Raw genomic sequence first — 23,261 nt, 5'->3', positions numbered from 1 at the left:
GCAAACATAACGTTAGCATCTGTCGCAATCTGTTGCGGGCCATTGGCCCGCCGTTGCCGCGCTTGTATGATACGACGCGGCGCCAGACGGTGGCCGCCGATCTCAAGCGGAAGCGAACTGCAATGTCTAAACAGTGGAAAATAGCGGCGGCCAACGCCGGTTTACGTCTCTATACCCGCATCGCGGGCAATTTCCGGCCCGCAGCGAGCTTCGATCCGCAGCAATCCTTTGAACGCATCGTGATTTTCTCCACCAGCGCCCTCGGCGATCTGATGTTCAATACGCCCGCCATCCGCGCACTGTGCGAACGCTATCCCGGCGCGCAAATCACGCTGGTCTCCAGCCATAAAAACCGGCAGCTGGTCGAAGGCAGCCCCTGCTTTCATGACGTGATTTACTGGGACCACAAGGCCAAAGACATGTTGGCCGTTATCCGGCGCCTGCGAAAAAACCGGCCACAGCTGGCGGTCATCCTGCACTCGAAGGCGCCTTACGACGTGCTGGTCGCCATCGCCGCCGGTTGCCAATACCTGTTCAAAGACGTTTACGGCAACAAACCGAGCGGCATGGAGCGCTGGCTGACCGGCGTCAGCCACAGCAGCGACGGCCATTTGATTCAGCGCAAGCTGGATATGGTGGGGCAATTGGGGTGCCGTACCGACAATCCTGACATGTTCATCCCGGTCGCTTTTCCCACGCTGGCGAAACCGGCGGGCAAGATCCTGATCGGCTTTCAGATGGGCGCCTCCGAAACGCTGCGCCGCTGGCCGGTCGATCGCTTTGTTGAGCTGGCGCAACGGCTGCTGGCGCACTCCCCCGACTGTCAGATCGCGTTGATTGGCAGCAAGGCGGAGCGCAGCCTCGAACGGGAATTTATGGCAGGTTTGAGCGAGGAACAGCAACAGCGGGTGGTAAGCCATATCGGCGCGACCACGTTACCGCAACTGCTGGCGACGATCGCCAATCTGCAGGTGCTGGTGACCGGCGATACCGGGCCGCTTCACCTCGCCGTGGCGTTGAAAACCGCCACCGTCAGCCTGTTCGTCACCGCTAACCCGCGGCATACCGGCCCCTATCAGGACAGCGAACGGCATCAGGTGATGCACGTGCCGGTTGACAGCGCCGCGCTGAGTGCCGCTGAGCGCCGCCAGCCGCTTAGTATTATCGCGGCGGAACAGGTGTGGGAGAAGACGCTGGCGGCGCTGTCGTCTGCACAGTCCCGATCGGCCGCCGTTTAGGCTGCGACAGCAGCAGCGCCAGCGGTAGCCAAAACAGGTACCAAAACTCCGCCGGATTGGCGATCACAAACATGCCCTGCGAACTGTAGAACACCAGCATAAACAGAAACAGGCCCGCCTCCCAGCGCCGCCCTGCGCGCCAGTGTGCGATGGCGAGCCGCGCGCCATATCCCAGCAGCGCCAGCAGCAACAGGAAACCCACGCAGCCGCCCTTCAGCAACGCGCCGAGATACAGGCTGTGCGTGGTGTGGTTCAGCTCGCCGGTGTAATTGAGAAAGTTAAGCTGCTTATCAAAGCCGTAGCCGAAGAACGGCGCCTGTTCGATCAGCGCCAGGCTGTGGCGCCAAATGCTGATGCGAACAAAGCTCTGTTGATACAGCTCGCCAAAACGCGTCAGCAACATTTCGCCGATCGCGCTGTAAACGACGGCAAGAACCACAGCCAGCGCGCCGGGCAACAGAAACCACAGCCACCGTCCCGGCCGGTGTCGATAAGGCATCGCCACTACCACCGCGAGCGCCAGTGCGATCAGCGGGCCGCGGCTTTGCGTCAGCACCATGAATGCCAGCAGCGGCGGGATAAAGCACAGCGCCGCTTTTTGCCCGGTATCGCGGAAAATCATCAGGCTCAACAAAATGGCGATGGCGGCGTAACCGGCCAGATCGATCACGTTGCTCGGCCCCGGATTGCGGGCGGTGGTTTCTCGCAGATGATAAATCGACGGGGCGTCGACCAGCGTCAGATACAGACACAGCGCCGTCATGCCGGCCAGCATCGCCCACTGCAGTTGGTGACGCCGCTCACCGTCGAGCAGCGTCACCAGCCAGGCGAGGTAGAGCAGGATATAGGCGCTGTGGGTCAGGGCCGACGGCATGTCGCCCGGCGTCTCGCCCCACAGCGCGCTGAGGGAATAATAAAGCAAAAATATCAGCGCCAGCCCGCCGCCCCAGCGCGCCTGACGATTGGCCCACAGCTGCCGCCGCAGCGGCGGCCAGGTGAATACGGCGGCCAGCCACAGCAGCGCCGCCAAATGAAACAGGTTGTTGACGCGGGTCTGCCCGCAAAATATCGCGCTGAAAAACGCGAAGGCTAAAAACAGCGCGCTGCCGAAGCGATAACACCGCTCAGGCTTGCTGAAAGTAAACATTGCCGTCCACCTTCTCGAAGATATCGCTGCCGATAGCGCTGTGCAGGGAGAGGTTTTTTATCGCGATCTGCTGCTTTTTCATGATCGCGCCGGCGTGTCGAAAAGCGGGGATCACCAGCGACTCCACCTTGTCCGCCAGGAACGTGGGCAACCGATCCTGCTCCGTTTCGTAAAAGCGCGGCTGGTGGAAGTTGTTCATGTCCAGCCCGGCGATAAACAGCTGCTTGAAGCCGAGATAGGCGATAATTTGCAGCGCCCAATAGGCCACGGTGCCGGCATCGAAAATGCCGCAGCGGATATCCTGGCTAAAGCCGAGCATGCGGCTCTCGGCGGCAAAAACCACGCCGTTTTCCCGGCAGTAGTGCTCCCACAGCGCGCCGCTGTCGATCCGGGGGCGGTAAATCTTGCAGGCCGCGTCTTCGACGATCGCCAATCGGCAACCGATCGCCGCCGGGCCAAAGCGATCGAGAATGCGCGCCACGCCGTGCACGGTGGTGAACAGCGTCAGCTCAGGCCGTTGAATGACGTCGCGCACGATCTCTGGGCGGCTGTCGATAAACCCCATGTCCACGATGACGTAGAAGCGAAAATCCACCTGCCGATGCAGAAAATAGGCGCCGTTGACCCCGATGGCGGGCATGGCGGGAATATTTTCGAAGCGCAGCGCCTTCACCGACGGGCCGGTAGCCGTCAGCAGCACCTCCCCCCGGCAGCTGCTGCGCAGTTCGCTCAACGGGACGATCGGCACCGGCCGGTGCTTGTACCATAAGGCGGCGATTTCACCGCCTTCGCCGCGCGCGATCTTCACATAGGGCCAGAGGTTTTCGTTATGCCGATAAGGGCGCGCGTGGGAATAGCGGTAGACCTGCTTAAAAAAAGAGCCCATGGTGGCGATGTCCTATCCAGAGTGCGTGACGATACCTACAGAGGCATCTTTCTGTATGCTCAGAATTTAAAACGTGTCAGCACTGGCCAGGCCGCACAGCGAGTATCTAAATATTCGTTTAATGAGGCAATTTTTGTAATTTGAATTATTAGTCAGCGTATCGACAAGAGCTATGTCGAAGTGTTAATTGAATGAGAAACTGTTGCAGCGCGTAAAAATAACGTGAGTGGCCGCGGCACCGCCGCTTGGCATTGATGGGGTTTTGTTATAACGTATCACAACTTCAGCCAAAGGAAGACGACGATGAAAATCCAGCTGTCGCTGCTGTTTCTCAGCCTGCTGGCCGGCAAGGCCGCGGCGTTTCAGTCAAAAGTGCCCGAACCGCGCCCGGAACAGGCGCGCGCGGCGGAACAAAACATCGAAAATCTGTTTTACGGCTTTCACGCCATGGACGCCCAGCCGGTGAACATCGGCAGCTGCGCGGCGGTGCCGGTAGCGGGATGCCAATGCGCGTTCTGCACCCAGCTGCGGCAGGCCGGGCGCTGAGTATGATTTAAATCACCAGCAACTCATCGAGCAATGCCGGGTTACGCTCAATCAGCAGCAGAAGTTTCAGTGCCGACCCCGAGGGTATGCGGCGTTCCTGCTCCCAGCTTTGCACCAGTCCCACGCTGGCCCCCACAGCCTTGGCAAACTCCGCCTGCTTCATCCCACGGGATTTGCGCAGCAGCTTGACGTCTGGAATAGCATGACGGTGAACATGCTCGGATTTTGGCGTCATCTTACCCTTTTCGATCGCCACCATTTCGTTCATACTGCTGACCAAATCGTCGAAAAGTTCTTTTTTCATAATGCTTTAATTCCTTCGTCACGCCATTTCGCCATCGTTAATCAAGTTGTTGAACGATGGATCTCAATATCGCCTTTTCCTGTCCGGATAAATCATCCTTTTCATTTTTACGGTATATCAACAATAAATAGACTCGGCCGCTGGGCGCCGTCAGATAGTAAATCACTCTTACGCCGCCGCGTTTTCCCTTTCCGTCCAGCCCCCAGCGTATCTTTTTGCATCCGCCCGTGTGGCTGATCGTATCCCCTTCATGATGGTTCAACAGCAAATAGCTTTGGAAAGCCTGAAAGTCATCATCCTTCATCAATTCAGCCCGCTTTCGGCTGAAAACGGTCGTTTCGATAAACTCCAGATAGTCCATTATCATCGCCTCCTGCGATCGTTCCCTCCAGCCTACTCGTACAGGGTACGATAATCAAGGGTATTCACCCCAGCTCATACTGCACGATCAGCTGCCCTTTCTTCATTTTGACACCGGTGACGATCACCGCCCCCACCTCCGCCAGCGTGGCGACATGGGTGCCGCCGCAGCCGTAGGCGGGCAGTTCGCCGAAGCCGACCTGGCGCATCCCCTCCACCGCCTGTTGGCGGCGGGGTAAATCGGAGGCGATCAAACGCGCCAGCTCCGCCTGCAAAAAGTCCGCTTCTACCGTCTGCGCATCCGGCCCTGGCATAAACGTGATGCGCCCTTCCCCCGGCCAATGATGTGCCTTGACCGGCCGCCAGCCTCGGGTTTCTCCCAGCCAGCCGATCAGATGCCCGCCGGAGTGCCAGCGGGCGTGCAGGCGGCGCTGCGCTTCATCGATTTGCATCGTAACCGGCCCGAGCGGCAGCGGCGCGGCGGTAAAGTGCAGCACGGTATCCCCTTGCTGCTGCACCCGCAGCACGGCGACGCCGCCTAACGTCCCCACGTCGGACGGCTGGCCGCCGCCCTGCGGGTGGAACAGCGTGGCGTCGAGCACCACGGCGTAAGCGCCCGCCTCGGCCGGCGCGCAGCTCAACACCTGCGCCTGGCCCTGTACATCGTCGCTGTAGTAATAACGTCGTTCGGTCATCATTTTTCTCCTCGGTTCGAAGAGCCATTATATTCATGTCATAATCGAGGGATAATCCGCCGCCATCACAATGGACCTTTGCGTCATGAGCACAAATCTTTCTTACGCCCTGTTGCCCGAAATGGCCGTTTTCGTTCAGGTGGTAGAGAGCGGCAGCTTTTCCGCCGCCGCCCGTAAACTGGGCACCTCGCCTTCCGCCGTCAGCCGCAGCGTGGCGAAGCTCGAGCAGGCGCTGGCGCTGCAGCTGCTGCACCGCACCACCCGTAAACTGCGGCTGAGCGAAAGCGGCGAAGAGGCGTTTGCGCACTGCCGCACCCTGCTGGCGGCGGCCGACGCGGTCATGGCGATCGGCGGGCGCGGCGCCGTGGAGCCCGAAGGGCTGGTCAGTGTCAGCGTGCCCAAGGCGGTGGGCCGCTTCGTGCTGCATCCGCACATGCCGGAGTTCCTGCGCCGCTACCCGAAGGTGGACGTGAGGCTGCGGCTGGAAGATCGCTACATGGATTTGATCGACGATCGGGTCGATCTGGCGCTGCGCATCACCGATCGCCCGTCGCCCGGGTTGATCGGCCGCCAGTTGATGAGAATAGACCATCTGCTGTGCGCCACGCCGCACTACCTGGCGCAGCACGGCACGCCGCAGCACCCGCACGATCTGGCGGCGCACAGCTGCATCTATCTGGGCGAAACGCCGAGCGACGCGCAATGGAAGTTCCGCCGCAGCGGCAAAACGGTGACGGTCAACGTGCGCGGCCGCTACGCCGCCAACCACACCGGCGTGCGGCTGGACGCGGTGAAACAGCATATCGGCATCGGCAGCCTGCCGTATTTTACCGCCCGCCAGGCGCTCGACGACGGCGAGATCGTGCAGGTGTTGCCGGAATGGGATTTCCTCAGCAGCTATCACGGCGGCCTGTGGTTACTCTACGCGCCTAACCAGTATCTGCCGCCCAAACTGCGGGTGTTTATCGACTATCTCGTCGCCTGCCTGGCGCAGGAGCCACAGCTAAAGCGCCTTGCGTAGCGTGATGTTGATGCGGTGCGGCCCCACCAGCGAGTGGTAGCCTTCCTTGACCGGCAGGATGCCGTGAAAACAGAGCCGCGCCGGGCCGCCCCATACCACCACGTCGCCGTGCGCCAAGGGGATGCGCCGCGCCCGGTCGCTGCGTTGCAGCCCGCCGAACTGAAACACCGCCGGCAGCCCGAGCGACACCGAGACGATCGGCGCACCGAAGTCGTGCTCGTCTTTATCCTGATGCAGCGACAGCTTGCTGCCCGGATCGTAACGGTTCATCAGGCAAGAATCCGGCACGAAGGGGCCGAAGCCCGCCTGCTGCGCGGCTTCGTCCGCCAGCGCCATCAGGATGGGGGGAATGGCCGGCCAGCGTTTACCGCTGCGCGCGTCGCGTTCCGAATAGCGGTAACCGCGGCTGTCGCTGGTCCAGCCGTTGCCGCACCAGCTCATCGCCACCGACATCACGTGCCCGCCGGGGGTGGTCAAATGCCGCCACGGCACCTGGGCGACGACGCCCTGCACCGCCGCCAGCAGTTCCGGCCCGTGATCGCGCACGAAGCCGTGCATCACCACCGCGCCGGGGGCGATCTCTTCCCGCCACGGCGGCGGCAGCGCGTCTTCAAAAAGATCGATTGTCATCGCCAAAACCTGTATGAATACACAGTAATCATTGTAACCCGCCGCCGCCGATTGTCCAGCGCCCGGCAACGCCATTGTCGTTGGCGGCAAATTTCTCTACAGTAGCCGCCATAAAATCAATCACTCACCAGGAATGCGTGTGATTAAGGGCATCACTCTTTCGGTCGTCGCCTCCATCTTGTTCGGCGCGATGTATTACTTCACCTCTACCCTCACCCCGCTGAACGGCGAGCAGGTCTACGGCTGGCGCACGCTGCTGACGCTGCCGTTCCTGACGCTGTTTATGGCGTTGTCCGGCGATTGGCGCAAGGTGGGCGACACGCTGGCCTGGATCGGCCAACGGCCGCAGCGCCTGCTGGGCCTGCTGCTCACCTCGGCGCTGTTGGGGGTGCAGCTGTGGCTGTTCCTGTGGGCGCCGCTGCACGGCAAGGCCCTCGACGTGTCGCTCGGCTATTTTTTGCTGCCGCTGACCATGGTGCTGGCGGGCCGTTTGATCTACCGCGATCGGCTGTCGCTGCTGCAAAAGCTGGCGGTGGCGTGCGCCATGGTGGGGGTGGGCAATGAGCTGTATCAGGCGGGCGGCGTCTCGTGGCCGACGCTGGTGGTGGCACTGGGCTATCCGCTCTACTTTATTTTGCGGCGGCGTTTCGGCACCGACAATCTCGGCGGGCTGTGGTGCGAGCTGGCACTGATGCTGCCGGCGGCGGCCTGGTTCGCCTTCGGCGACGGCGGCGCAGCGGCGCTGCAGATCAATGCCGAGCTGTATTGGCGCATTCCGCTGCTCGGCGTCATCAGCGCCGTGGCGCTGGTGTGCTACATCCTCGCCAGCCGCCTGCTGCCGTTCAGCCTGTTCGGCCTGCTGAGCTATGTGGAACCGGTGCTGCTGGTGATCGTCGCGCTGCTGCTCGGCGAAAGCATCGGCCAAAGCGAATGGCCGACCTATCTGGCGATCTGGCTGGCGGTGCTGCTGCTGGCGGCGGAAGGCGCGCAGCACCTGCTGCGCCGCCAGCGGGTCTGACTCAGGCGGCCAGCGTGGCGCCGCCGTCGATCACGATGTCCTGCATGGTGATGTGGCTGGCCAAATCGGAGGCCAGGAACAACACCGCGTTGGCGATCTCATCCGGGCGGGCGATTTTGCCCAGCGGGATCCCCAGCTTGAACATCTCGGGGAAGCCGGCGATGGTGCGTTGCTGCGCGTCGTCGGTCTGCCACATGCCGCGCTGCATCGGCGTGTCGGTCGAGCCCGGCGACACCAGATTGCAGCGCACGCCGAACGGCGCCATCTCCAACCCCACACAGTGGTTCAGGCTGGTCAGCGCCGCCTTGGAGGCGCAGTAGGCCGCCATCTGCGCACGCGGCACGTGCGCGGCGTTGGAGCCGATGCTGACGATCGCCCCGCTGCGCTGCGCCTTGAAGTGCGGCAGCACGGCGCGGAACAGGTAAAACGCCCCCGAGGCGTTGACGTTGATGCACTGATGCCAGTCATCCACGCTCAGATCTTCGGTATTGCCCATGCGCAGAATGCCGGCGGCGTTGACCAACACGTCCAGTCGCGGGTTCTCCGCCAGCTGTTGGCGGCACACCGCCTCCACCTGCTCCGGCCGGCTGATGTCCAGCGTCACGCAAGGGTAAGGCAGATCCGGGTTGGCGAACTCGCGGTCAAATCCCACCACCTCGGCGCCCTGCGTCAAAAAATGCCGGGCGATCTGCTCGCCGATGCCGCGCGCCGCGCCGGTCACCCACACGCGTTTGCCGGTGAAATCCATTTGAATGCTCATGCGCACACCGCCATCCGGGCACGCTGCCGGGTCATGTTGTTGTTCATCGTTGTCTCCTGCGAAAGCGTATGACGCGGCGCGCACTGCGCCGCAAAGAGGCCTACAGCGCGCCGCTGTTCAGGCCGAAAGCGTTGAGCATGGTGCCCAGTTTGGCGGCGGTTTCCATCCACTCGGACTGCGGTGTCGAAGCGGCGACGATGCCCGCGCCGGCGAACAGCCGCACCCGGTTGCCGCGCAGCAGGCCGCTGCGGATGACGATCGCCCACTCGCCGTCGCCGTTGGCGTCACACCAGCCGACGATGCCGCTGAACAGGCCGCGATCGTGCGGTTCCAGATCGGCGATCAGTTGGCGGGCGCTCTCGGTCGGGAAGCCGCACAGCGCCGGCGTCGGATGCAGCAGGCAGGCCAGCTGCATCACGTTGAGATTCGGGTTCAGCAGCTCGCCGCGAATGCGGGTGGACAGGTGCCACATGGTGCCGGTGCTGAGCAGCGACGGGCCGCTGGGCACGCTCAGGCTGGCGCACAATGGCGCCAGGTGGCGGCGAATGTCGTCGATCACCAGCTTGTGTTCGTATTTGTCTTTGGTCGAGCGCATCAGGCGCTCGCTGCCGAGGCGATCCTGCTGCGGATCGTCCTGACGGCGCGCGGAGCCCGCCAGCGGATTGGTGTGGATCTCGCCGCCCTGCTTGCGGATCAGCAGTTCCGGGCTGGCGCCGATCAGCACGCCGCCATCGGCCAGCGGCAAGGAAAAGTGGTAACCGGTCGGGTTCTGCACCATCAGGTTATTGAGGATCTGGTGGCCCGCCACCGGCTGCTCCAGCTCGATGTCGAGGATGCGCGACAGCACCGCCTTGTCCAGCTTGCCCTGTTTAAAGCGGCTGACCGCTTCCGCCACCGCGTGCTTGAAGCGCGGCTCGTCCGGAATGCTGGTGCAGGCGGCCAGGCGATGCGGCTGTTGCAGCATCGGGCGCGCGGCGCGGGTAAAGCTGTCGTTGGCGACAAACTGGCAGTTTTCAGGCACGTACAGGCTGGAAGGCCGGCGCGTATCGAACGGAATGGCGCCCACCACCACCGGCGTCTCCTGGCCGGCGGCTTTGGCGCGCGCGAGCGCCTGGCGGATATGCTGCGCCAGCGCGCTGCCTTCCTGCTCACCGCCGAACGCCGGCGTCTCGATACGCTCGAACACGCCATCGGCGGAGAGGGAACGGAATTCGGACCGGTACAAAAAGGTCGATTGTTCGGCGTACACAAACCCGGGGAAGGTTTGGTTTTCTGTCGTCAGTGTCGCCACTAGACCACTCCTTTGTTGCGCCTTACCAATGATAATGTTTATGCGAATAATTATCATTAGCCATAAAAGGAGGATAAATTACACCGGATCCCCACCGTGGGTCAATCTCCGATGAATGAATCTTTCCGCCCGCTGCGGCAAATCCGCGTTACGGCAAAGTAAGAAATAACACACTGTTATTATTGTGTTTTAGCAGAAAATGAAAGTCGTGACATCGTCACCTTCACGCCAAAAACGCCCGTTAAACCGGCGGCCGGCGGGGCAATTTGGCGTCAGCGTCTTAAGCAGCGCTAATACAAACGTCTGCCGCTGCATATCCACGGCGACCATGCGCGCATCGAGAAAATCGAAGTAACAGCGCACCTGCGGATAAAGCGCCTTGAACAGGCTTTCTTTGGCGGAAAACGTCAGCGTCAGCAGTTCATTGAACGGCAACGCCTCGCGCAGTAACGCCTCGCGCTCCGCCGGGGAAACGATCGCCCCCCACAGCTCCTCCGCCCGCACGTCGGAGAGCAGCGTCTCCACATCCAGCCCCACGCCGCCCAGCCCGCTCTCGCGGTGCACGGCGCACAGCGCGGTATCCGAATTATGGCTCAGCGCCCCGGCGATGCCCGGTGGCCACTGCGGCGCGCGATCTTCGCCGCGCGCCAGGGTGAAGTCGGCAAAACCGAGCGGCGCCAACAGTTGCCGCGCCAGAACACGCCCGGCCAGATACTCCGCGCGGCGCTTCGGCACCGCACGTGCCAGATGATCCGGCAGCGCAAAGCCCGCCTCGGGAAAACGCTCGTCACGATACTCCGCCAGCGCAAAATGGCAGCGCGCCACCTGGCCCGGATAGCCGTCCGGCGTGAAAAATTCGATACTGCGGATAAAAGTGGGCAACGGCGGTATCCATGATAAACAGGCAGGCTGATGATGTTAGCCCCCGAAACGGCCTGCAACAATGACCCTGGGCAAAATAAATGGCGTTAAGGCCTGCGTGGCGGCGCGTTAGCCGGGATGGGGAGAGGCCTCTCCCCCGCGCGCGGGAGAGAGGCTGGGCATTACAAGATGCCTTTCATGGTCTTTTCGAAATCGCTCCAGGCGCAGAAGCCGTCTTTGTCGATCGGGCAGCCTTTCAGCGCCAGCGTTACCCGCTGCGGCGGGGTTTGCAGCGTCAGCGGCGTCGCCTTGCGCAGCTGTTCGGTGGACTGATAGACGTACTCGATCTTCAGCAATTCACGGTCGTTCTGCGCGTCGCGCCAGCGCTGGAACACCAGTTTGCCGCCGATCGGCGTTTTCTCGTATTGCTGCGGCAGCTGATACGGCTGGAACTGCATGGCCGACAGCAGCGAGGCAATATTGGAATCGTGGCCGACCAGCACCGTCAGCTTCGGCGCGTCCGGTTTGCGCTCGCCGAGCAGCGCGTTGTTGATGTAGGTCAGCAGCGGCTTGGCGACGTTCTGCGCCACCACCGGTGAGGTGAACAGCGAGTCCTGATAGCCGTCTTTCAGCTGCGCCAGCTGCTGCCACTGGTGCGGGGTGGCGATTTTGCCCCAGGCCACCTCTTTCATCGGGAAACCTTCGTAATACTGCAGCATAAAGGCGTCCACCAGCGAGTTGCCCACCCGCAGCGGGCCGGAGACGCCCGGTTCTTTGCCCGGCACCGCGCTCATCACGCTGGCTTCTTTGGTCAGGTCACAGTGTTTGTCGGTCTTGCAGGCGGCGGAATCCTTGTAGTCGATGATCTTCGCCAGCTGTTGGTAAGAGGCGTCCAGCTTCAGCGAGCCCAGCGCGGCGTTCATCGCCGCCAGCGCCTGCTGGTTGAAGGCCTCGCTGGTGTCGGTGATAATCGGGTTGAAGGTCGGATCCATCTCGCCCATCTTGTCCTGATGGTGCACGCTGACGTCGCAGCCGGGGAACGCGCCGTTGCTGAAGAACTGCGCGGTGGCGACCGTGCGCTGCAGGCTGTTGGCGTAGACGTACACGCTGCCGGCGGTCGGGCAGCCCTCTTGCGGCAACAGGCCGGTCTGCTTCAGCCAGCCGTTGAAGTAGTGCCCCATATACACTTCCAGCACCCCGCCCTTGGTGGTCAGCTGGCCGCCCGGCGTTTCCCAGGCCGGCCAGGCCTTCGGCGTAGACTGCGCCAGCACGCTGCCGTTGTTGGTCAGCGGCGCGCGCAGGTTATGGCGGCTCATGACCAGCACCTGTTCCAACTGATAACCGCCGGCGTCCGCCAGCGCGCTCCCGGTGAATAACAAAGGCAGGCACAGCAATAGCGTTTTTTTTCTCATCCGCAGAGGCTCCCGGAAAATGATTATTTTTAAGGTGTTAGCGTTTGCCCGAGTATGATGGCGGGGTTAGTGTGACAAGTGTGTGACAGGGTTCACGGGAAAGGATCGTAACCGCGGCCACCGGACGGTGGCCGCGTGGCTTCAACTCAGTACCACAGGCTCATGATCGGCCAGCCGATCAGCAGCAGCGCGGCGATATACACCACGCCGAGAATACCGCCCAGGCGCCAGTAGTCTTTCGACTTCACGTAGCCGCAGCCGTAGATGATCACCCCCGGGCCGGTGGCGTACGGCGTCAGCACGCCCATGATACCGATCGACAGCACCAGCAGCATCGACAGCTGCTCCATCGGCACGCCCGGCAACCCTTTGCCGACCGCCAGGATCACCGGCAGCATGGTGGCGGTGTGCGCCGACAGGCTGGCGAACAGGTAGTGGGCGAAGTAGAACACCAGCACCAGCGCCACCACCGTCATGTTCGGCGAGAAGCCGTCCAGGTGGGTGCTCATGGTCTGGGCGAACCAGTCGATAAAGCCGGAACGCGTCAGGCCGTTGGCCATCACCACCAGCGTCGCCAGGTTAACCAGCGTGTTCCAGGCGCTGGAATATTTGGTGATCTCTTTCCATGACACCACGTGCAGCGCCAGCATCAGCGACACCGCCAGCAGACACACCGCGGTGGCGTCCAGCATTTTGCCGCCGAACACCCACAGGCACAGGCTAAGCAGCACCAGGCCGATCAGGGTGTATTCCTTGCGCGTCAGCTTGCCCATTTCCCCCAGCGCGGTATCCGCCCAGGCGGCCACTTCGCTGCTGTGGGTCACGCCCGGTTTGTACAGGTAGTAGGAGATCAGCGGCGCTATGATCAACAGCAGCAGGCCGACCGGCAGGAACGCCAGGAACCACTGCATCCAGCTGATGTGCACCCCGGCGATCTTGCCGACGAACTCGATGCCCAGCACGTTCGGCGCGGCGCCTGTGACGAACATCGAGGAGCTGATGCTGGTACCGACCACCATCATCCACATCAGGTAACCGCCGATGCGGCGTGAAGAGGGATCGTTGGGAAAGGAATCGAACAGCGGCGGCAGGTTTTTCACCACCGGGAATACCGTGCCGCCGGTGCGCGCGGTGTTGGACGGCGTGAACGGCGCCAGCAGGATATCGATGATCACCACCGCATAGCCCAGCGTCAGCGTGCGCTTGCCCATGAACTTCACCAGGAACAGCGCGATGCGCCGCCCCAGCCCGGTGGCCTCGTAGCCCAGCGCGAAGATAAAGGCGCCGAACACCAGCCAGACGGTGGTGCTGGAGAAGCCCGCCAGCCCCCATTTCAGCGCCTCTTTACCGGCCTTGAAGCCCGGCTCCGCCAGCTCCTGCGCGCCGAACAGCACCCAGTTGGCGCTCAGCACGCTGACGGTCACTGCGATAAAGCTGATGGCGGTGGCCGGGATCGGCTCCAGAATCATGCCGACGATCATCGCCACGAAGATGGCGAAGTAGTGCCAGGCCTGCGGCGGCATGCCGTCGGGCACCGGTATCAATAACAGGATCGCGAGCACCGCCAGCGGCGCTATCGCTTTCCAGATCTTTTCCTGGGTTTGGGACATAGGGACTCTCCTGAAGGCTTGGTTATTATTCTTGGGCACCCAGCTGCGCCAGCAGCCAGGTCACTATCAACAGGTCGGCGCTGCCGCCGGGGCTGAGGTTGCGAGCGATGCAGTCGGCATCGAAGCGCCGCAGGCGCGCCAGACCCGCCTCCCCCGCCGAACCGCCCTGCGCCAGCAGCAATGCCGCCCGGCGCCGCAGCCAGCACAGCCCGTGCAGGCCGCCGCGCGAGGCGACGTTGGTGTCGTCGTTGTGGGCCATCAGCCACAGCAGGCTGTCCAGCAGCGCCCGCTGTTCGTCGCCATCGGCGGCCAGCCGTTGCCGATACAGCGGCAGCGCGCCGTCAATGACCAGCCGGAAACCGGCCTCCGCCTCGCCGCGTGCGCCGCTCAACCCGTGCGCGGCGAACAGCCGCTGGCCGGCGGTCTGCCCGGCGTTGTTGCGCCGCAGTTCGCGATCCACCAGCCCCCGGCACATCGCCGCCACCTCGGCGCACAGTGCTTCGGCGCCGATGGCGCGGCCCTGCTGCTGCAGGCGGCCGAAGGCGGTGCACAGCAACCCGAGCGAGAACACGCTGCCCTTGTGGGTGTTAATGCCGCCGGTGGCGCGAAACATCTGGTTTTCGCAGGCCAGGCCGAGCGGCCGCAGCCGCGCCAGCTGCTGCTCTGCCGGCAAAGCGGCGTCCTCGCGCCCGCGTTGGATAAAGCGCGGCAGCCACACGCCGATGGCGCGGGCGCTGCGATAGAAGTGCCCGAGATCCATGTCGCGGTGGGCGCCGGTGTTATGGCGATCCACCAGCCCCGGCTTGGGCGTGAGGTTGACTTCCACCAGCAGCGCGCGGAAAGCGGCGCGGGCGAAGTCGCAGGCCGGTTCGGCTCGGTGGGCGGGCAGGTTAATCGGCAGAGATCGCATCGTTGAACATCCTTTCCATTTCATGCAGCAGCTGCTCGCTGCTGTGCCGCCGCTGGCGGGCGCAGATCTTGGCCGGTTGGCCGCACAGCAGGCAGCGCCGTTGCGGCAGGCCGATGTCGCGGCGCGACAAAATGCGCCCCTGCGTATCCAGCACGTCGATATCCCACAGCCGGCCGATCGGGCGGCTCACCTCCAGCTGCATGGCGCAGTCCTTCACCCGCTGGGCATCGGCGCGCAGCGCGACAAACCCTTCGCAACCGGTGGCGAGCGCCAGCGCCTCGGCCTGCGGGCTGGGCCAACCCTGTTCGGCGCACAGTCGCAGCAGCGCCGCCCACCCCAGGTTGAAGATGCCGCGCGTCAGCGCGCTGTCCTTCACCGGGCCGGGCACCACCAGCGTCAGCACCAGCAGCGTGCACTCGTGCTGCGCCAGCCACGCCTGCTGGCGCGCCTGGCGGCATTCGCGGCTGGTGAGCAGCTCCGGCAGGCTGACCGCGCGTTCAGCAGCCAGTTGGGGATCGACGGCGGCCATCGCTTACTCCGCCACCTGATGCACCACGTCGATCACCGAGCCGTCGCGGTAGCGCACCACCGCCACCACCTTGTCGGTAAAGGCGATCGGCTGCGGTTCGCCGGTCAGCTGCAGCGCACGGGCGCGCAGCCAGTCGATGCTCACCACCTCGAGGCCGGCCTCCCGCAGACGCTGCGCCAGCTCCGGCCGCGCCGGGTTGACGGCGATGCCGTGGTCGGTCACCAGAATGTCGATGCTGGAGCCCGGCGTGACGCAGGTAGTCACCTGCTCCACCAGCGTCGGGATGCGCCCGCGCACCAACGGCGCAACGATGATCGCCAGCCGCGCGGCGGCGGCGGTGTCGCAGTGGCCACCGGACGCGCCGCGCAGCACGCCGTCGGAGCCGGTCAGCACGTTAACGTTGAAGCCGGTGTCGATTTCCAGCGCGCTCAGCACCACCACGTCGAGCCGATCAACAGAGGCGCCCTTGGAGCTGAAGTTGGCGTACTGGTTGGCGCTGATTTCGATATGGCGCGGGTTGCGCGCCAGCGAGGTCGCCGCCGCCCGATCGAAGCTCTGCACGTCCAGCAGCTTGCCGATCAGCCCTTTCTCGTGCAGATCCACCATGGTCGAGGTGATGCCGCCGAGGGCGAACGCGGCGCGAATGCCGCGGGCGCGCATCTTGTCCTCCAGGAACCGGGTCACCGCCAGCGAGGCGCCGCCGGTGCCGGTTTGCAGCGAGAAGCCTTCGGTGAAGTAGCCGGAACCGGCGATCACCTCGGCGGCGCGGCGGGCGATCAGCAGCTCGCGCGGGTTCGAGGTCATGCGCGTGGCGTCAGCGCCGATCTTGTCGGCGTCGCCCACCCGCTCCAGCTGCACGATCAGATCCACCCGATCCTGCGCCAGGCTGGCGGGATGATGCGGATACGGCACCAGCTGCTCGGTCAGCAGCACCACGGTGCCCGCCGCCTCGGCGTCCACCCGCGCATAGCCGAGCGAGCCGCAGCAGGCTTCACCGCTATAACCGTTGGCGTTGCCGAACTCATCGCAGGCCGGCACGCCGAGGAAGGCCACGTCTATCTTCAGCTCGCCGGATTCGATCAGGTTGACCCGGCCGCCGTGCGAGTGAATTTGCACCGGCTCCGCCAGCAGGCCGCGCGAAACCGCGTCCGCCAGCGGGCCGCGCAGCCCGGAGGTGTAAATGCGGCTCACCACGCCGTGGCGGATATGCTCAACCAGCGGCGCATGGCAGTCGGTCAGCGAGCTGGACGCCAGCGTCAGGTTGCGGAACCCCATCGCCGCCAGCGTCTCCATCACCTGATTGAGGGTCAAATCGCCACCGCGAAACGCATGGTGGAAGGAAATGGTCATGCCGTCCTGCAGTCCGCTGCGGCGCACCGCTTCCTGCAAGGAGTCGCACAGCTTGAGATCGCGCGGTTTGCGCGCCTGCAGATTGGCTTTGGACACGTCCTGATAACCCGGCAGATCCGCCGGGTTGGCGAAGGTCATCAATCGTTGTTGGCGGTTCATCATGCTTCCTCCCCGTGCTGCGCCGGTTCTTCCCGTAAGCCGGACAGCGCGGCGCGCTCCAGCACCAGCCGGGCGCGCTCAATCACCGGGCTGTCGACCATTTTTCCGTTGAGCGACACCACGCCGCGCCCTTCCCGCTCCGCCGCTTCGGCGGCGTCCACCACCCGCTGCGCGTGCGCCACCTCTTTGGCGGTCGGCGCGTACAGGTTGTGCAGCAGCTCAATCTGGCGCGGGTTGATCAGCGATTTGCCGTCGAAGCCGAGCTGTTTGATCAGCGCCGCTTCCTGCAGGAAGCCGGCCTCGTTATTGGCGTCGGAATAGACGGTGTCGAACGCCTGAATGCCGGCGGCGCGCGCCGCCTGCAGCAGCGAACAGCGGGCGAACAGCAGCTCGATGCCCTCCGGCGAGCGCTCGGTGCGCAGGTTGCGCACGTAGTCTTCCGCCCCCAGCGCGATGCCGATAAGCCGCGGCGAAGCGTGCGCGATCGCCACCGCATTGGTGATGCCCTGCGCCGATTCGATCGCCGCCAGCAGCCCGGTGCTGCCGACCGGCCGGCCGCAGGCCGCTTCGATGGCGGCAATCTCGCGCTCCATGTCGACAACGTCCTGCGCGCTGTCGGTCTTCGGCAGGCGCACGATGTCCACGCCGCCGCGCACCACCGCCTGCAGGTCCGCCAGGCCGTAGGCGGAGTCGAGCGCATTGACGCGCACGATGGTTTCCACCTCCTGGTACAGCGGGTGCTGCAGCGCGTGGTACACCAGCCGGCGCGCCGCGTCTTTTTCACGCAGGATCACCGAGTCTTCCAGATCGAACATCAGCGCATCGGCCTGGTAGATAAAGGCGTTGCTAACCATCGCCGCGTTGGCGCCGGGGACGAACAACATGCTGCGGCGCAGCCGGGTTTTATTCAGCGTTTTCATCTTTCGCCTCCCACGGCAGCTGGCCGCCCTCACAGGCGCGCATCAGCGCGGTTTCCAGCCGGGCGCGCAGCACGCAGTCCAGCGCCCCCTTGTCGTCGACGATCACCTGCACCGGCTCCACCTCATAGCGCTGCAGCACCTCCAGCAGGGTGTGGCGGATCGCCGCGCCGAACTGTTTTTCCACGCTGCTGGCGATCAACAGATCGTGCTGCGGCCCCTCGGCGGGCGCGATGCGCACCATGACATCGCTGGATTCCAGCGTGCCGGCCATTGCTTCTCGGATAATTTTCATCATTCACCTGATTGTGCGGACTCAAAAGGATGCGGGGCCGCCTTGGCCCGGCGCTGCGTTTGCAGATCCTGCAGGTAGTACAGGGTGTCCGGCGGCACCAGCGGCGCGGCGGCGTGGAAGTCCCCCGCCGCCAGCAGCTTGCGCACCCAGGAGGCGGAGATCGCCGTGCCCTGATATTGCAAACGCTCGATTTCCACCAGCGCGATCGGCGGACTGGGCAGCGCCGGCGTTTCCAGCCAGTAGCGCATGTCGCGGTTATATTTCGCGGTCACCGCGCAGAACGGCTCGTTGCCGACGAAGCGGTGGGTAATGCCCAGCGCGGGCGCCAGATACTGGCGGAAGATCTTCAGATCGATTTCGGTGTAACAGTCGTCGGCCACGCCCTGATCCTTGATGAAGTAACAGGGAAAGGTGGCGCGCGAGATCACGTACTGCGAGCCTTCGTGTACCGTGAGGTTGGGGATATCGGCGGTGCCGGCCAGCACCAGCCGGCGGCGGTCTTCATAGCTGAAGCGCGAGGTGTTTTCCTTCACTAAAAACAGGTGCAGCCAGTCGCAGCGTTTGGCCGCCTGACGCACCAGATACTGATGCCCGCGGGTGAAGGGGTTGGCGTTCATCACGATGCTGCCGATGGTGTCGCCCGGCCGGCGCTGGCTCGCCAGCTGGGCGGCGTAGCGCTTCAGGCGGCACGGGCTGTTTTCCATCAGCACCACGATGCCCGGCACGGTGGCGATCGGGTAGAAACCGCACTGGCGGAACAGCGGCTCGTTCTGCACCTTGGTGTAGATAAACAGCTGAGTGTGGTGGCGCTCGTAGGCCAGGTTCACCAGCTCGGTCGCCAGCGCCAGCGCCAACCCTTCGCCGCGCATCAGCGGGCTGATGGCGACGCATTTGATAATATTGTCGGCGATGCCGCCGCAGGCGACCAATTTGTCGTGCTGGGTAACGGTAATAAATATTTCAACCGTGGTGTCGATATTCAGATCGTTACTGCGCAAGAAGGCGCTTATTTCCGAAATCGCTTTATGATCCGATCGCTTTACCCGATTAAATACGGCATCGCCTAACATAACACGCTCTCTGGGTTAACTGACAAACAACAAATTAAATACAAAAAGGCATTTTAATTAACATCAACAAGGGTAATTAAAACCTTAAAAACCATGGAGATAAACGCCGTTTCGCGTTCGATAAATCAATGGTAAACAGAAAAAAAACGCCGATTATTGACCTATTTCACAAACCGATTCCGGTTAATAAGTTATTTAATGTTCTTTATTTGCTTAATTAATCTTATGGTGTTTATTATTGAGATAATCTTTATTTAGCGCCGCAATTTACTTACATTCATTTAGCATCTTGATTGCAATAGTAGGTTTCATTATGGAATGGCTGAACATCCTGATCGTTGAAGACGAAACGCCGCTGGCGGAAATGCACGCGGAGTTTATCCGCCAGAACGGCGGCTGCCGCCAGATTTGGCTGGCCGGCACCCTGGCGCAGGCGCGCGCCATGACCGAGCGCTTCAAGCCGGACCTGATCCTGCTGGACAACTTTCTGCCCGACGGCCAGGGCATCACCCTGCTGCGCGAACTGACGCTGAGCGGGTATCGCGGCGGCATCGTGTTCATCACCGCCGCCAGCGACATAGCCACCGTGGCCGAGGCGTTGCGTTACGGCGTGTTCGACTACCTGATCAAACCGCTGGCCTATGACCGGCTGAGCCAGACCCTGCAGCGCTTCAGCCAGCGCCGCGAAGCGCTGAAGGACAAAGCGCGCCTCAACCAGCGCCGCATCGACGAGATGTTCAACACCTACGCCCGCGGCGAACAGCAGGCGGCGCTGCCCGCCGGCATCGACGAGCTGACGCTGGGCAAGGTCCGCGCGCTGTTTGCCGAACCCGCCGCGCGCCACACCGCTGAAAGCGTTGCGCAAAAAATGGGGCTCAGCCGCACCACCGCGCGCCGTTATCTGGAGTTTTGCACCGCCGCGCAGCAGCTGCGCGCCGAGATCATTTACGGCAAGGTCGGCCGCCCACAGCGGATCTACCGCGCCGGCGAACCGCATTAACGGTTATTTGATCGCCCTTGCAAGGTTGCGTGTAACCGCTTTACTTTTTATGCGCCGGTCAGCATCTTGGTGAACATCACCTAGCCGACTGGACGATCGCCGATGCCCGCTGCGCCCCTTGCTTCCCTGACCGAGATCCTCGCCCGCCGTGACTGGCAAACCCCGGCCTGCACCCACTCCCGCCGGCTGGACGCCCACCCGCCGTTCGCCAGCTGGCGCACGGTGGAAGACGCGCGCGACGATGCCCCCAGCGCCAGCCGCAGGTCGCTGAACGGCGAGTGGCGCTTCAGCTATTTCCCGCGCCCAGAGGCGGCGCCGGAAGGCTGGCTGCAGCAGGATCTGCCGGACGCCGCCCCGCTGGCAGTGCCGGGCAACTGGCAGCTCGCCGGCTACGATGCGCCGATCTATACCAACGTGCGCTACCCGTTCCCGGTCGATCCGCCGCGCGTGCCGGAAGACAACCCAACCGGCTGCTACTCGCGCACCTTCAGCGTCGATCCGGCCTGGCTGGCCGCCGGCCAGACGCGCGTCATCTTCGACGGCGTCAACTCGGCATTCTATTTGTGGTGCAACGGCCACTGGGTGGGCTATTCGCAGGACAGCCGCCTGCCGGCGGAGTTCGATCTCAGCCCGTGGCTGCAGCCGGGAGAAAACCGGCTGGCGGTGATGGTGCTGCGCTGGTGCGACGGCAGCTATCTCGAAGATCAGGACATGTGGCGTATGAGCGGCATCTTCCGCGACGTCAGCCTACTGCACAAACCCGCCGCGCACCTGAGCGATGTGCACATCACCACGCCGCTGCATGACCGCTTTACCCGCGGCGAACTGGTGGTGACGGCGCGCGCCAGCCGGCCCGGCCCGCTGCAGGTGCAGGTTCAGCTGTGGCGCGATGGCGCGCGGGTGGCCGAACGCACCCAGCCGCTCGGCAGCGAAATCGTGGACGAGCGCGGCGCCTATGACGATCGCGTCACGCTGCGCCTGCCGGTAGAACGCCCGGCGCTGTGGAGCGCCGAAACGCCCGCGCTGTATCGCGCCACCGTCACCCTGCTCTCACCCGAGGGGGAGGTCATCGAGGTGGAGGCCTATGACGTCGGCTTCCGCCAGGTGGACATCAGCGGCGGGTTGCTGAAGCTCAACGGGCAGCCGCTGCTGATCCGCGGCGTTAACCGCCACGAGCATCATCCGCGCCACGGCCAGGTGATGGACGAGGCGACGATGCGCCACGACATCCTGCTGATGAAGCAGCACAACTTCAACGCGGTGCGCTGCTCGCACTATCCCAACCACCCGCTGTGGTACCGGCTGTGCGACCGTTACGGGCTGTACGTGGTGGACGAAGCCAATATCGAGACCCACGGCATGCAGCCGATGAACCGCCTGGCTGACGATCCGCTGTGGCTGCCGGCGATGAGCGAGCGCGTCATCCGCATGGTGCAGCGCGATCGCAACCACCCCTGCATCATTATCTGGTCGCTGGGCAACGAGTCCGGCCACGGCGTGAACCACGACGCGCTGTACCGCTGGGTGAAAAGCCAGGATCCGACCCGCCCGGTGCAATATGAAGGCGGCGGCGCCGACACCGCCGCTACCGACATCATCTGCCCGATGTATGCCAGAGTGGATCAGGATCAGCCGTTCCCGGCGGTGCCCAAATGGGCGATCGGCAAGTGGATCGGCCTGCCGGAGGAACAGCGGCCGCTGATCCTGTGCGAATACGCCCATGCGATGGGCAACAGCTTCGGCGGCTTTGAGCGTTACTGGCGCGCGTTCCACCACTATCCGCGCCTGCAGGGCGGCTTTGTCTGGGACTGGGTCGATCAGGCGCTGATCAGGCGCGACGCCCAGGGCGAAGAGTACTGGGCCTACGGCGGCGACTTCGGCGATACCCCCAACGATCGCCAGTTCTGCCTGAACGGGCTGGTGTTCGCGGATCGCACCCCGCACCCGGCGCTGTTCGAAGCGCAGCGGGCGCAGCAGCTGTTCCGCTTCACCTTCGACGCCGCCGCGCTGACGCTGACCGTCACCAGCGATTACCTGTTCCGCCACACCGACAACGAGCAGCTCAACTGGCGGCTGGAGCTGGACGGCGTGGAGCGCGCCAGCGGCAGCTTCGATCTGGCGCTGCCGCCGCAGGGCAGCGCTCGCTTCACCCTGCTCGATCGCCTGCCGATGCTGCATCAGCCCGGCGAGCTGTGGCTGAACGTGGAGGTGGTGCAGCCGCAGGCCACCGACTGGTCCGAAGCGCACCACCGCTGCGCCTGGGATCAGTGGCGGGTGCCGCGCGCGCTGCATCCCGCGCCGCCGCCGCCGCAGGGCGTGCCGCCCACGCTGACTGAAGACGATCAGGGGCTGACCCTCACCCACAGCGACCAGCGCTGGCGCTTCGAGCGCAGCAGCGGCCACCTGACGCAGTGGTGGCAGAATGAGCAGCCGCAGCTGCTGACGCCGCTGCGCGACGGCTTTGCGCGCGCGCCGATCGATAACGACATCGGCGTCAGCGAGGCGGACCATATCGATCCCAACGCCTGGGTCGAACGCTGGAAGCTGGCGGGCCTGTACCGGCTGGAGGAACGCTGCACGCGGCTGCAGGCCGATGCGCTGCAAAACGGCGTGCGGGTGGTGAGCGAACACCAGTTCGGCGTGGACGGACAGATTTTGCTGCTTAGCCGCAAACAGTGGCTGTTCGATGCGCTGGGCGCGGTGAACGTGAGCGTGGAGGTCGAGGTGGCCGATACTCTGCCGCCGCCGGCGCGCATCGGCCTGCACTGCCAACTGGCGACGGTGCAACCGCAGGCGGAATGGCTGGGCCTGGGCCCGCACGAGAACTACCCGGATCGCCGCCTGGCCGCGCAGCACGGGCGCTGGCGCCTGCCGCTGGCAGATCTGCACACGCCGTATATTTTCCCCAGCGAGAACGGCCTGCGCTGCGACACCCGCAGCCTGCGCTACGGCGGCTGGCGCATCGACGGCCGCTTCCACTTCTCGCTCAGCCGCTACGGCCTGCAACAGCTGATGGCCTGCAGCCACCAGCACCTGCTGCAGCCGGAAGCGGGCACCTGGCTGCATCTGGACGGCTTCCACATGGGGGTGGGCGGCGACGATTCCTGGAGCCCGAGCGTGCACCGGGATTACCTGCTCACCGCCGGCGTTTACCGCTATCAGCTGCGCCTGCAGCGGGCGCCCGAGAGCTAAATCTGCCAAAAAACTCAACGGGTTGCGCATTCTGTAAGCAAACAGTCACAGAATGTGTAA

At 63.7% G+C, this 23,261-nt stretch carries 23 protein-coding genes; 6 read left to right on the top strand and 17 right to left on the bottom strand.

Features of this window, described 5'->3' with window-relative positions; genetic code table 11:
* Window positions 1–122: 122 nt before the first annotated feature.
* Window positions 123–1,238 carry a glycosyltransferase family 9 protein gene (locus AWX27_RS06895; protein WP_060420396.1) on the top strand — a complete coding sequence of 372 codons (1,116 nt, stop codon included), beginning with the start codon at window positions 123–125 and terminating at the stop codon, window positions 1,236–1,238.
* Here AWX27_RS06895 and AWX27_RS06890 read toward each other — a convergent pair.
* Both AWX27_RS06890 and AWX27_RS06885 read right to left on the bottom strand, forming a co-directional pair.
* Window positions 1,162–2,385, bottom strand: a complete 1,224-nt coding sequence (locus AWX27_RS06890) for an O-antigen ligase family protein (protein ID WP_060420394.1) — start codon at window positions 2,383–2,385, stop codon at window positions 1,162–1,164. The two genes, AWX27_RS06895 and AWX27_RS06890, sit on opposite strands and share 77 nt — an antisense overlap.
* Window positions 2,363–3,271, bottom strand: coding sequence for a hypothetical protein (locus AWX27_RS06885; protein ID WP_060420392.1), 909 nt, complete (start codon window positions 3,269–3,271; stop codon window positions 2,363–2,365). The genes AWX27_RS06890 and AWX27_RS06885 overlap by 23 nt, the downstream gene beginning before the upstream one ends.
* A gap of 303 nt (window positions 3,272–3,574) precedes the next feature.
* Here AWX27_RS06885 and AWX27_RS06880 point away from each other — a divergent pair, with 303 nt between their 5' ends.
* Window positions 3,575–3,817, top strand: coding sequence for a hypothetical protein (locus AWX27_RS06880; RefSeq protein ID WP_025303447.1), 243 nt, complete (start codon window positions 3,575–3,577; stop codon window positions 3,815–3,817).
* A 7-nt stretch (window positions 3,818–3,824) separates the two neighbouring features.
* Here AWX27_RS06880 and nadS read toward each other — a convergent pair whose 3' ends face one another.
* The 3 genes from nadS to AWX27_RS06865 all read right to left on the bottom strand — a co-directional run bounded on the left by nadS (window position 3,825) and on the right by AWX27_RS06865 (window position 5,176).
* Window positions 3,825–4,121, bottom strand: a complete 297-nt coding sequence (nadS, locus tag AWX27_RS06875) for a NadS family protein (RefSeq protein ID WP_060420390.1) — start codon at window positions 4,119–4,121, stop codon at window positions 3,825–3,827.
* Between the two features lie 37 nt (window positions 4,122–4,158).
* Complete coding sequence (locus AWX27_RS06870; protein WP_060420873.1) at window positions 4,159–4,482, bottom strand: type II toxin-antitoxin system RelE/ParE family toxin; 324 nt, start codon at window positions 4,480–4,482, stop codon at window positions 4,159–4,161.
* Window positions 4,483–4,546: 64 nt separating this feature from the next.
* Entirely contained in the window at window positions 4,547–5,176 is a 630-nt protein-coding gene (locus tag AWX27_RS06865; RefSeq protein ID WP_060420388.1) for an alanyl-tRNA editing protein, read from the bottom strand.
* Between the two features lie 85 nt (window positions 5,177–5,261).
* Between AWX27_RS06865 and AWX27_RS06860 the strand changes: the two genes are divergently transcribed.
* The gene (locus tag AWX27_RS06860; RefSeq protein ID WP_033647920.1) at window positions 5,262–6,197 is read left to right on the top strand and encodes a LysR family transcriptional regulator; all 936 of its coding nucleotides are present in this window, start codon (window positions 5,262–5,264) and stop codon (window positions 6,195–6,197) included.
* On the opposite strand, the gene alkB is transcribed toward AWX27_RS06860, so the two are convergent.
* Window positions 6,180–6,827, bottom strand: coding sequence for a DNA oxidative demethylase AlkB (alkB, locus tag AWX27_RS06855; RefSeq protein WP_019452474.1), 648 nt, complete (start codon window positions 6,825–6,827; stop codon window positions 6,180–6,182). The two genes, AWX27_RS06860 and alkB, sit on opposite strands and share 18 nt — an antisense overlap.
* A 139-nt stretch (window positions 6,828–6,966) precedes the next feature.
* Here alkB and rarD point away from each other — a divergent pair, with 139 nt between their 5' ends.
* Complete coding sequence (gene rarD, locus AWX27_RS06850; RefSeq protein ID WP_049273981.1) at window positions 6,967–7,845, top strand: EamA family transporter RarD; 879 nt, start codon at window positions 6,967–6,969, stop codon at window positions 7,843–7,845.
* Window position 7,846: 1 nt separating this feature from the next.
* On the opposite strand, the gene dhbA is transcribed toward rarD, so the two are convergent.
* The 11 genes from dhbA to citC all read right to left on the bottom strand — a co-directional run bounded on the left by dhbA (window position 7,847) and on the right by citC (window position 19,009).
* Entirely contained in the window at window positions 7,847–8,605 is a 759-nt protein-coding gene (gene dhbA, locus AWX27_RS06845) for a 2,3-dihydro-2,3-dihydroxybenzoate dehydrogenase (protein WP_039565253.1), read from the bottom strand.
* 100 nt (window positions 8,606–8,705) lie between these two features.
* Entirely contained in the window at window positions 8,706–9,896 is a 1,191-nt protein-coding gene (locus AWX27_RS06840) for an isochorismate synthase (RefSeq protein WP_043147656.1), read from the bottom strand.
* A gap of 189 nt (window positions 9,897–10,085) precedes the next feature.
* Window positions 10,086–10,778 (bottom strand): 4'-phosphopantetheinyl transferase family protein, encoded by a 693-nt coding sequence (locus AWX27_RS06835; protein ID WP_080432909.1) that lies wholly within the window; start codon window positions 10,776–10,778, stop codon window positions 10,086–10,088.
* 161 nt (window positions 10,779–10,939) lie between these two features.
* On the bottom strand, window positions 10,940–12,169 hold the full coding sequence (agp, locus tag AWX27_RS06830; RefSeq protein ID WP_060420384.1) for a bifunctional glucose-1-phosphatase/inositol phosphatase: 1,230 nt from the start codon (window positions 12,167–12,169) through the stop codon (window positions 10,940–10,942).
* Between the two features lie 146 nt (window positions 12,170–12,315).
* The gene (locus AWX27_RS06825) at window positions 12,316–13,779 is read right to left on the bottom strand and encodes an anion permease (protein ID WP_004940821.1); all 1,464 of its coding nucleotides are present in this window, start codon (window positions 13,777–13,779) and stop codon (window positions 12,316–12,318) included.
* Window positions 13,780–13,804: 25 nt separating this feature from the next.
* The gene (gene citG, locus AWX27_RS06820; protein ID WP_060420382.1) at window positions 13,805–14,689 is read right to left on the bottom strand and encodes a triphosphoribosyl-dephospho-CoA synthase CitG; all 885 of its coding nucleotides are present in this window, start codon (window positions 14,687–14,689) and stop codon (window positions 13,805–13,807) included.
* The gene (gene citX / locus AWX27_RS06815) at window positions 14,670–15,218 is read right to left on the bottom strand and encodes a citrate lyase holo-[acyl-carrier protein] synthase (protein WP_060420380.1); all 549 of its coding nucleotides are present in this window, start codon (window positions 15,216–15,218) and stop codon (window positions 14,670–14,672) included. Before citX ends, citG begins: the two co-directional genes overlap by 20 nt.
* A gap of 3 nt (window positions 15,219–15,221) precedes the next feature.
* Complete coding sequence (citF, locus tag AWX27_RS06810; RefSeq protein ID WP_004940815.1) at window positions 15,222–16,727, bottom strand: citrate lyase subunit alpha; 1,506 nt, start codon at window positions 16,725–16,727, stop codon at window positions 15,222–15,224.
* Window positions 16,727–17,647 carry a citrate (pro-3S)-lyase subunit beta gene (gene citE / locus AWX27_RS06805; RefSeq protein WP_060420378.1) on the bottom strand — a complete coding sequence of 307 codons (921 nt, stop codon included), beginning with the start codon at window positions 17,645–17,647 and terminating at the stop codon, window positions 16,727–16,729. The genes citF and citE overlap by 1 nt, the downstream gene beginning before the upstream one ends.
* Window positions 17,631–17,939 (bottom strand): citrate lyase acyl carrier protein, encoded by a 309-nt coding sequence (gene citD, locus AWX27_RS06800; protein WP_019452464.1) that lies wholly within the window; start codon window positions 17,937–17,939, stop codon window positions 17,631–17,633. Before citD ends, citE begins: the two co-directional genes overlap by 17 nt.
* Complete coding sequence (gene citC, locus AWX27_RS06795) at window positions 17,939–19,009, bottom strand: [citrate (pro-3S)-lyase] ligase (protein ID WP_004940809.1); 1,071 nt, start codon at window positions 19,007–19,009, stop codon at window positions 17,939–17,941. Before citC ends, citD begins: the two co-directional genes overlap by 1 nt.
* A 313-nt stretch (window positions 19,010–19,322) precedes the next feature.
* On the opposite strand from citC, the gene dpiA reads away from it, so the two are divergent.
* Both dpiA and AWX27_RS06785 read left to right on the top strand, forming a co-directional pair.
* Complete coding sequence (dpiA, locus tag AWX27_RS06790) at window positions 19,323–20,009, top strand: two-component response regulator DpiA (protein WP_060420376.1); 687 nt, start codon at window positions 19,323–19,325, stop codon at window positions 20,007–20,009.
* Between the two features lie 102 nt (window positions 20,010–20,111).
* Window positions 20,112–23,201, top strand: a complete 3,090-nt coding sequence (locus tag AWX27_RS06785; RefSeq protein ID WP_060420374.1) for a beta-galactosidase — start codon at window positions 20,112–20,114, stop codon at window positions 23,199–23,201.
* The last annotated feature ends 60 nt before the right edge of the window (window positions 23,202–23,261 follow it).

This window comes from Serratia sp. 2880STDY5682894, from assembly GCF_001537385.1.
In the GTDB taxonomy this organism is placed as follows: domain Bacteria; phylum Pseudomonadota; class Gammaproteobacteria; order Enterobacterales; family Enterobacteriaceae; genus Serratia; species Serratia nevei.
Note: the sequence above shows the minus strand (reverse complement) of the source record. Positions and strands in the feature narration are given on the sequence as shown.

Excerpts from the sequence above, each read along its gene's own strand:
- alkB (WP_019452474.1), bottom strand. The coding sequence starts at position 6,827 with ATGACAATCGATCTTTTTGAAGACGCGCTGCCGCCGCCGTGGCGGGAA.
- AWX27_RS06895 (WP_060420396.1), top strand. The coding sequence starts at position 123 with ATGTCTAAACAGTGGAAAATAGCGGCGGCCAACGCCGGTTTACGTCTC.
- nadS (WP_060420390.1), bottom strand. The coding sequence starts at position 4,121 with ATGAAAAAAGAACTTTTCGACGATTTGGTCAGCAGTATGAACGAAATG.
- citD (WP_019452464.1), bottom strand. The coding sequence starts at position 17,939 with ATGAAAATTATCCGAGAAGCAATGGCCGGCACGCTGGAATCCAGCGAT.
- agp (WP_060420384.1), bottom strand. The coding sequence starts at position 12,169 with ATGAGAAAAAAAACGCTATTGCTGTGCCTGCCTTTGTTATTCACCGGG.
- citF (WP_004940815.1), bottom strand. The coding sequence starts at position 16,727 with ATGAACCGCCAACAACGATTGATGACCTTCGCCAACCCGGCGGATCTG.
- dpiA (WP_060420376.1), top strand. The coding sequence starts at position 19,323 with ATGGAATGGCTGAACATCCTGATCGTTGAAGACGAAACGCCGCTGGCG.
- citG (WP_060420382.1), bottom strand. The coding sequence starts at position 14,689 with ATGCGATCTCTGCCGATTAACCTGCCCGCCCACCGAGCCGAACCGGCC.
- AWX27_RS06860 (WP_033647920.1), top strand. The coding sequence starts at position 5,262 with ATGAGCACAAATCTTTCTTACGCCCTGTTGCCCGAAATGGCCGTTTTC.
- citC (WP_004940809.1), bottom strand. The coding sequence starts at position 19,009 with ATGTTAGGCGATGCCGTATTTAATCGGGTAAAGCGATCGGATCATAAA.
- AWX27_RS06865 (WP_060420388.1), bottom strand. The coding sequence starts at position 5,176 with ATGACCGAACGACGTTATTACTACAGCGACGATGTACAGGGCCAGGCG.
- AWX27_RS06880 (WP_025303447.1), top strand. The coding sequence starts at position 3,575 with ATGAAAATCCAGCTGTCGCTGCTGTTTCTCAGCCTGCTGGCCGGCAAG.
- citX (WP_060420380.1), bottom strand. The coding sequence starts at position 15,218 with ATGGCCGCCGTCGATCCCCAACTGGCTGCTGAACGCGCGGTCAGCCTG.
- AWX27_RS06890 (WP_060420394.1), bottom strand. The coding sequence starts at position 2,385 with ATGTTTACTTTCAGCAAGCCTGAGCGGTGTTATCGCTTCGGCAGCGCG.
- AWX27_RS06825 (WP_004940821.1), bottom strand. The coding sequence starts at position 13,779 with ATGTCCCAAACCCAGGAAAAGATCTGGAAAGCGATAGCGCCGCTGGCG.
- citE (WP_060420378.1), bottom strand. The coding sequence starts at position 17,647 with ATGAAAACGCTGAATAAAACCCGGCTGCGCCGCAGCATGTTGTTCGTC.
- AWX27_RS06885 (WP_060420392.1), bottom strand. The coding sequence starts at position 3,271 with ATGGGCTCTTTTTTTAAGCAGGTCTACCGCTATTCCCACGCGCGCCCT.
- AWX27_RS06870 (WP_060420873.1), bottom strand. The coding sequence starts at position 4,482 with ATGGACTATCTGGAGTTTATCGAAACGACCGTTTTCAGCCGAAAGCGG.
- dhbA (WP_039565253.1), bottom strand. The coding sequence starts at position 8,605 with ATGAGCATTCAAATGGATTTCACCGGCAAACGCGTGTGGGTGACCGGC.
- AWX27_RS06785 (WP_060420374.1), top strand. The coding sequence starts at position 20,112 with ATGCCCGCTGCGCCCCTTGCTTCCCTGACCGAGATCCTCGCCCGCCGT.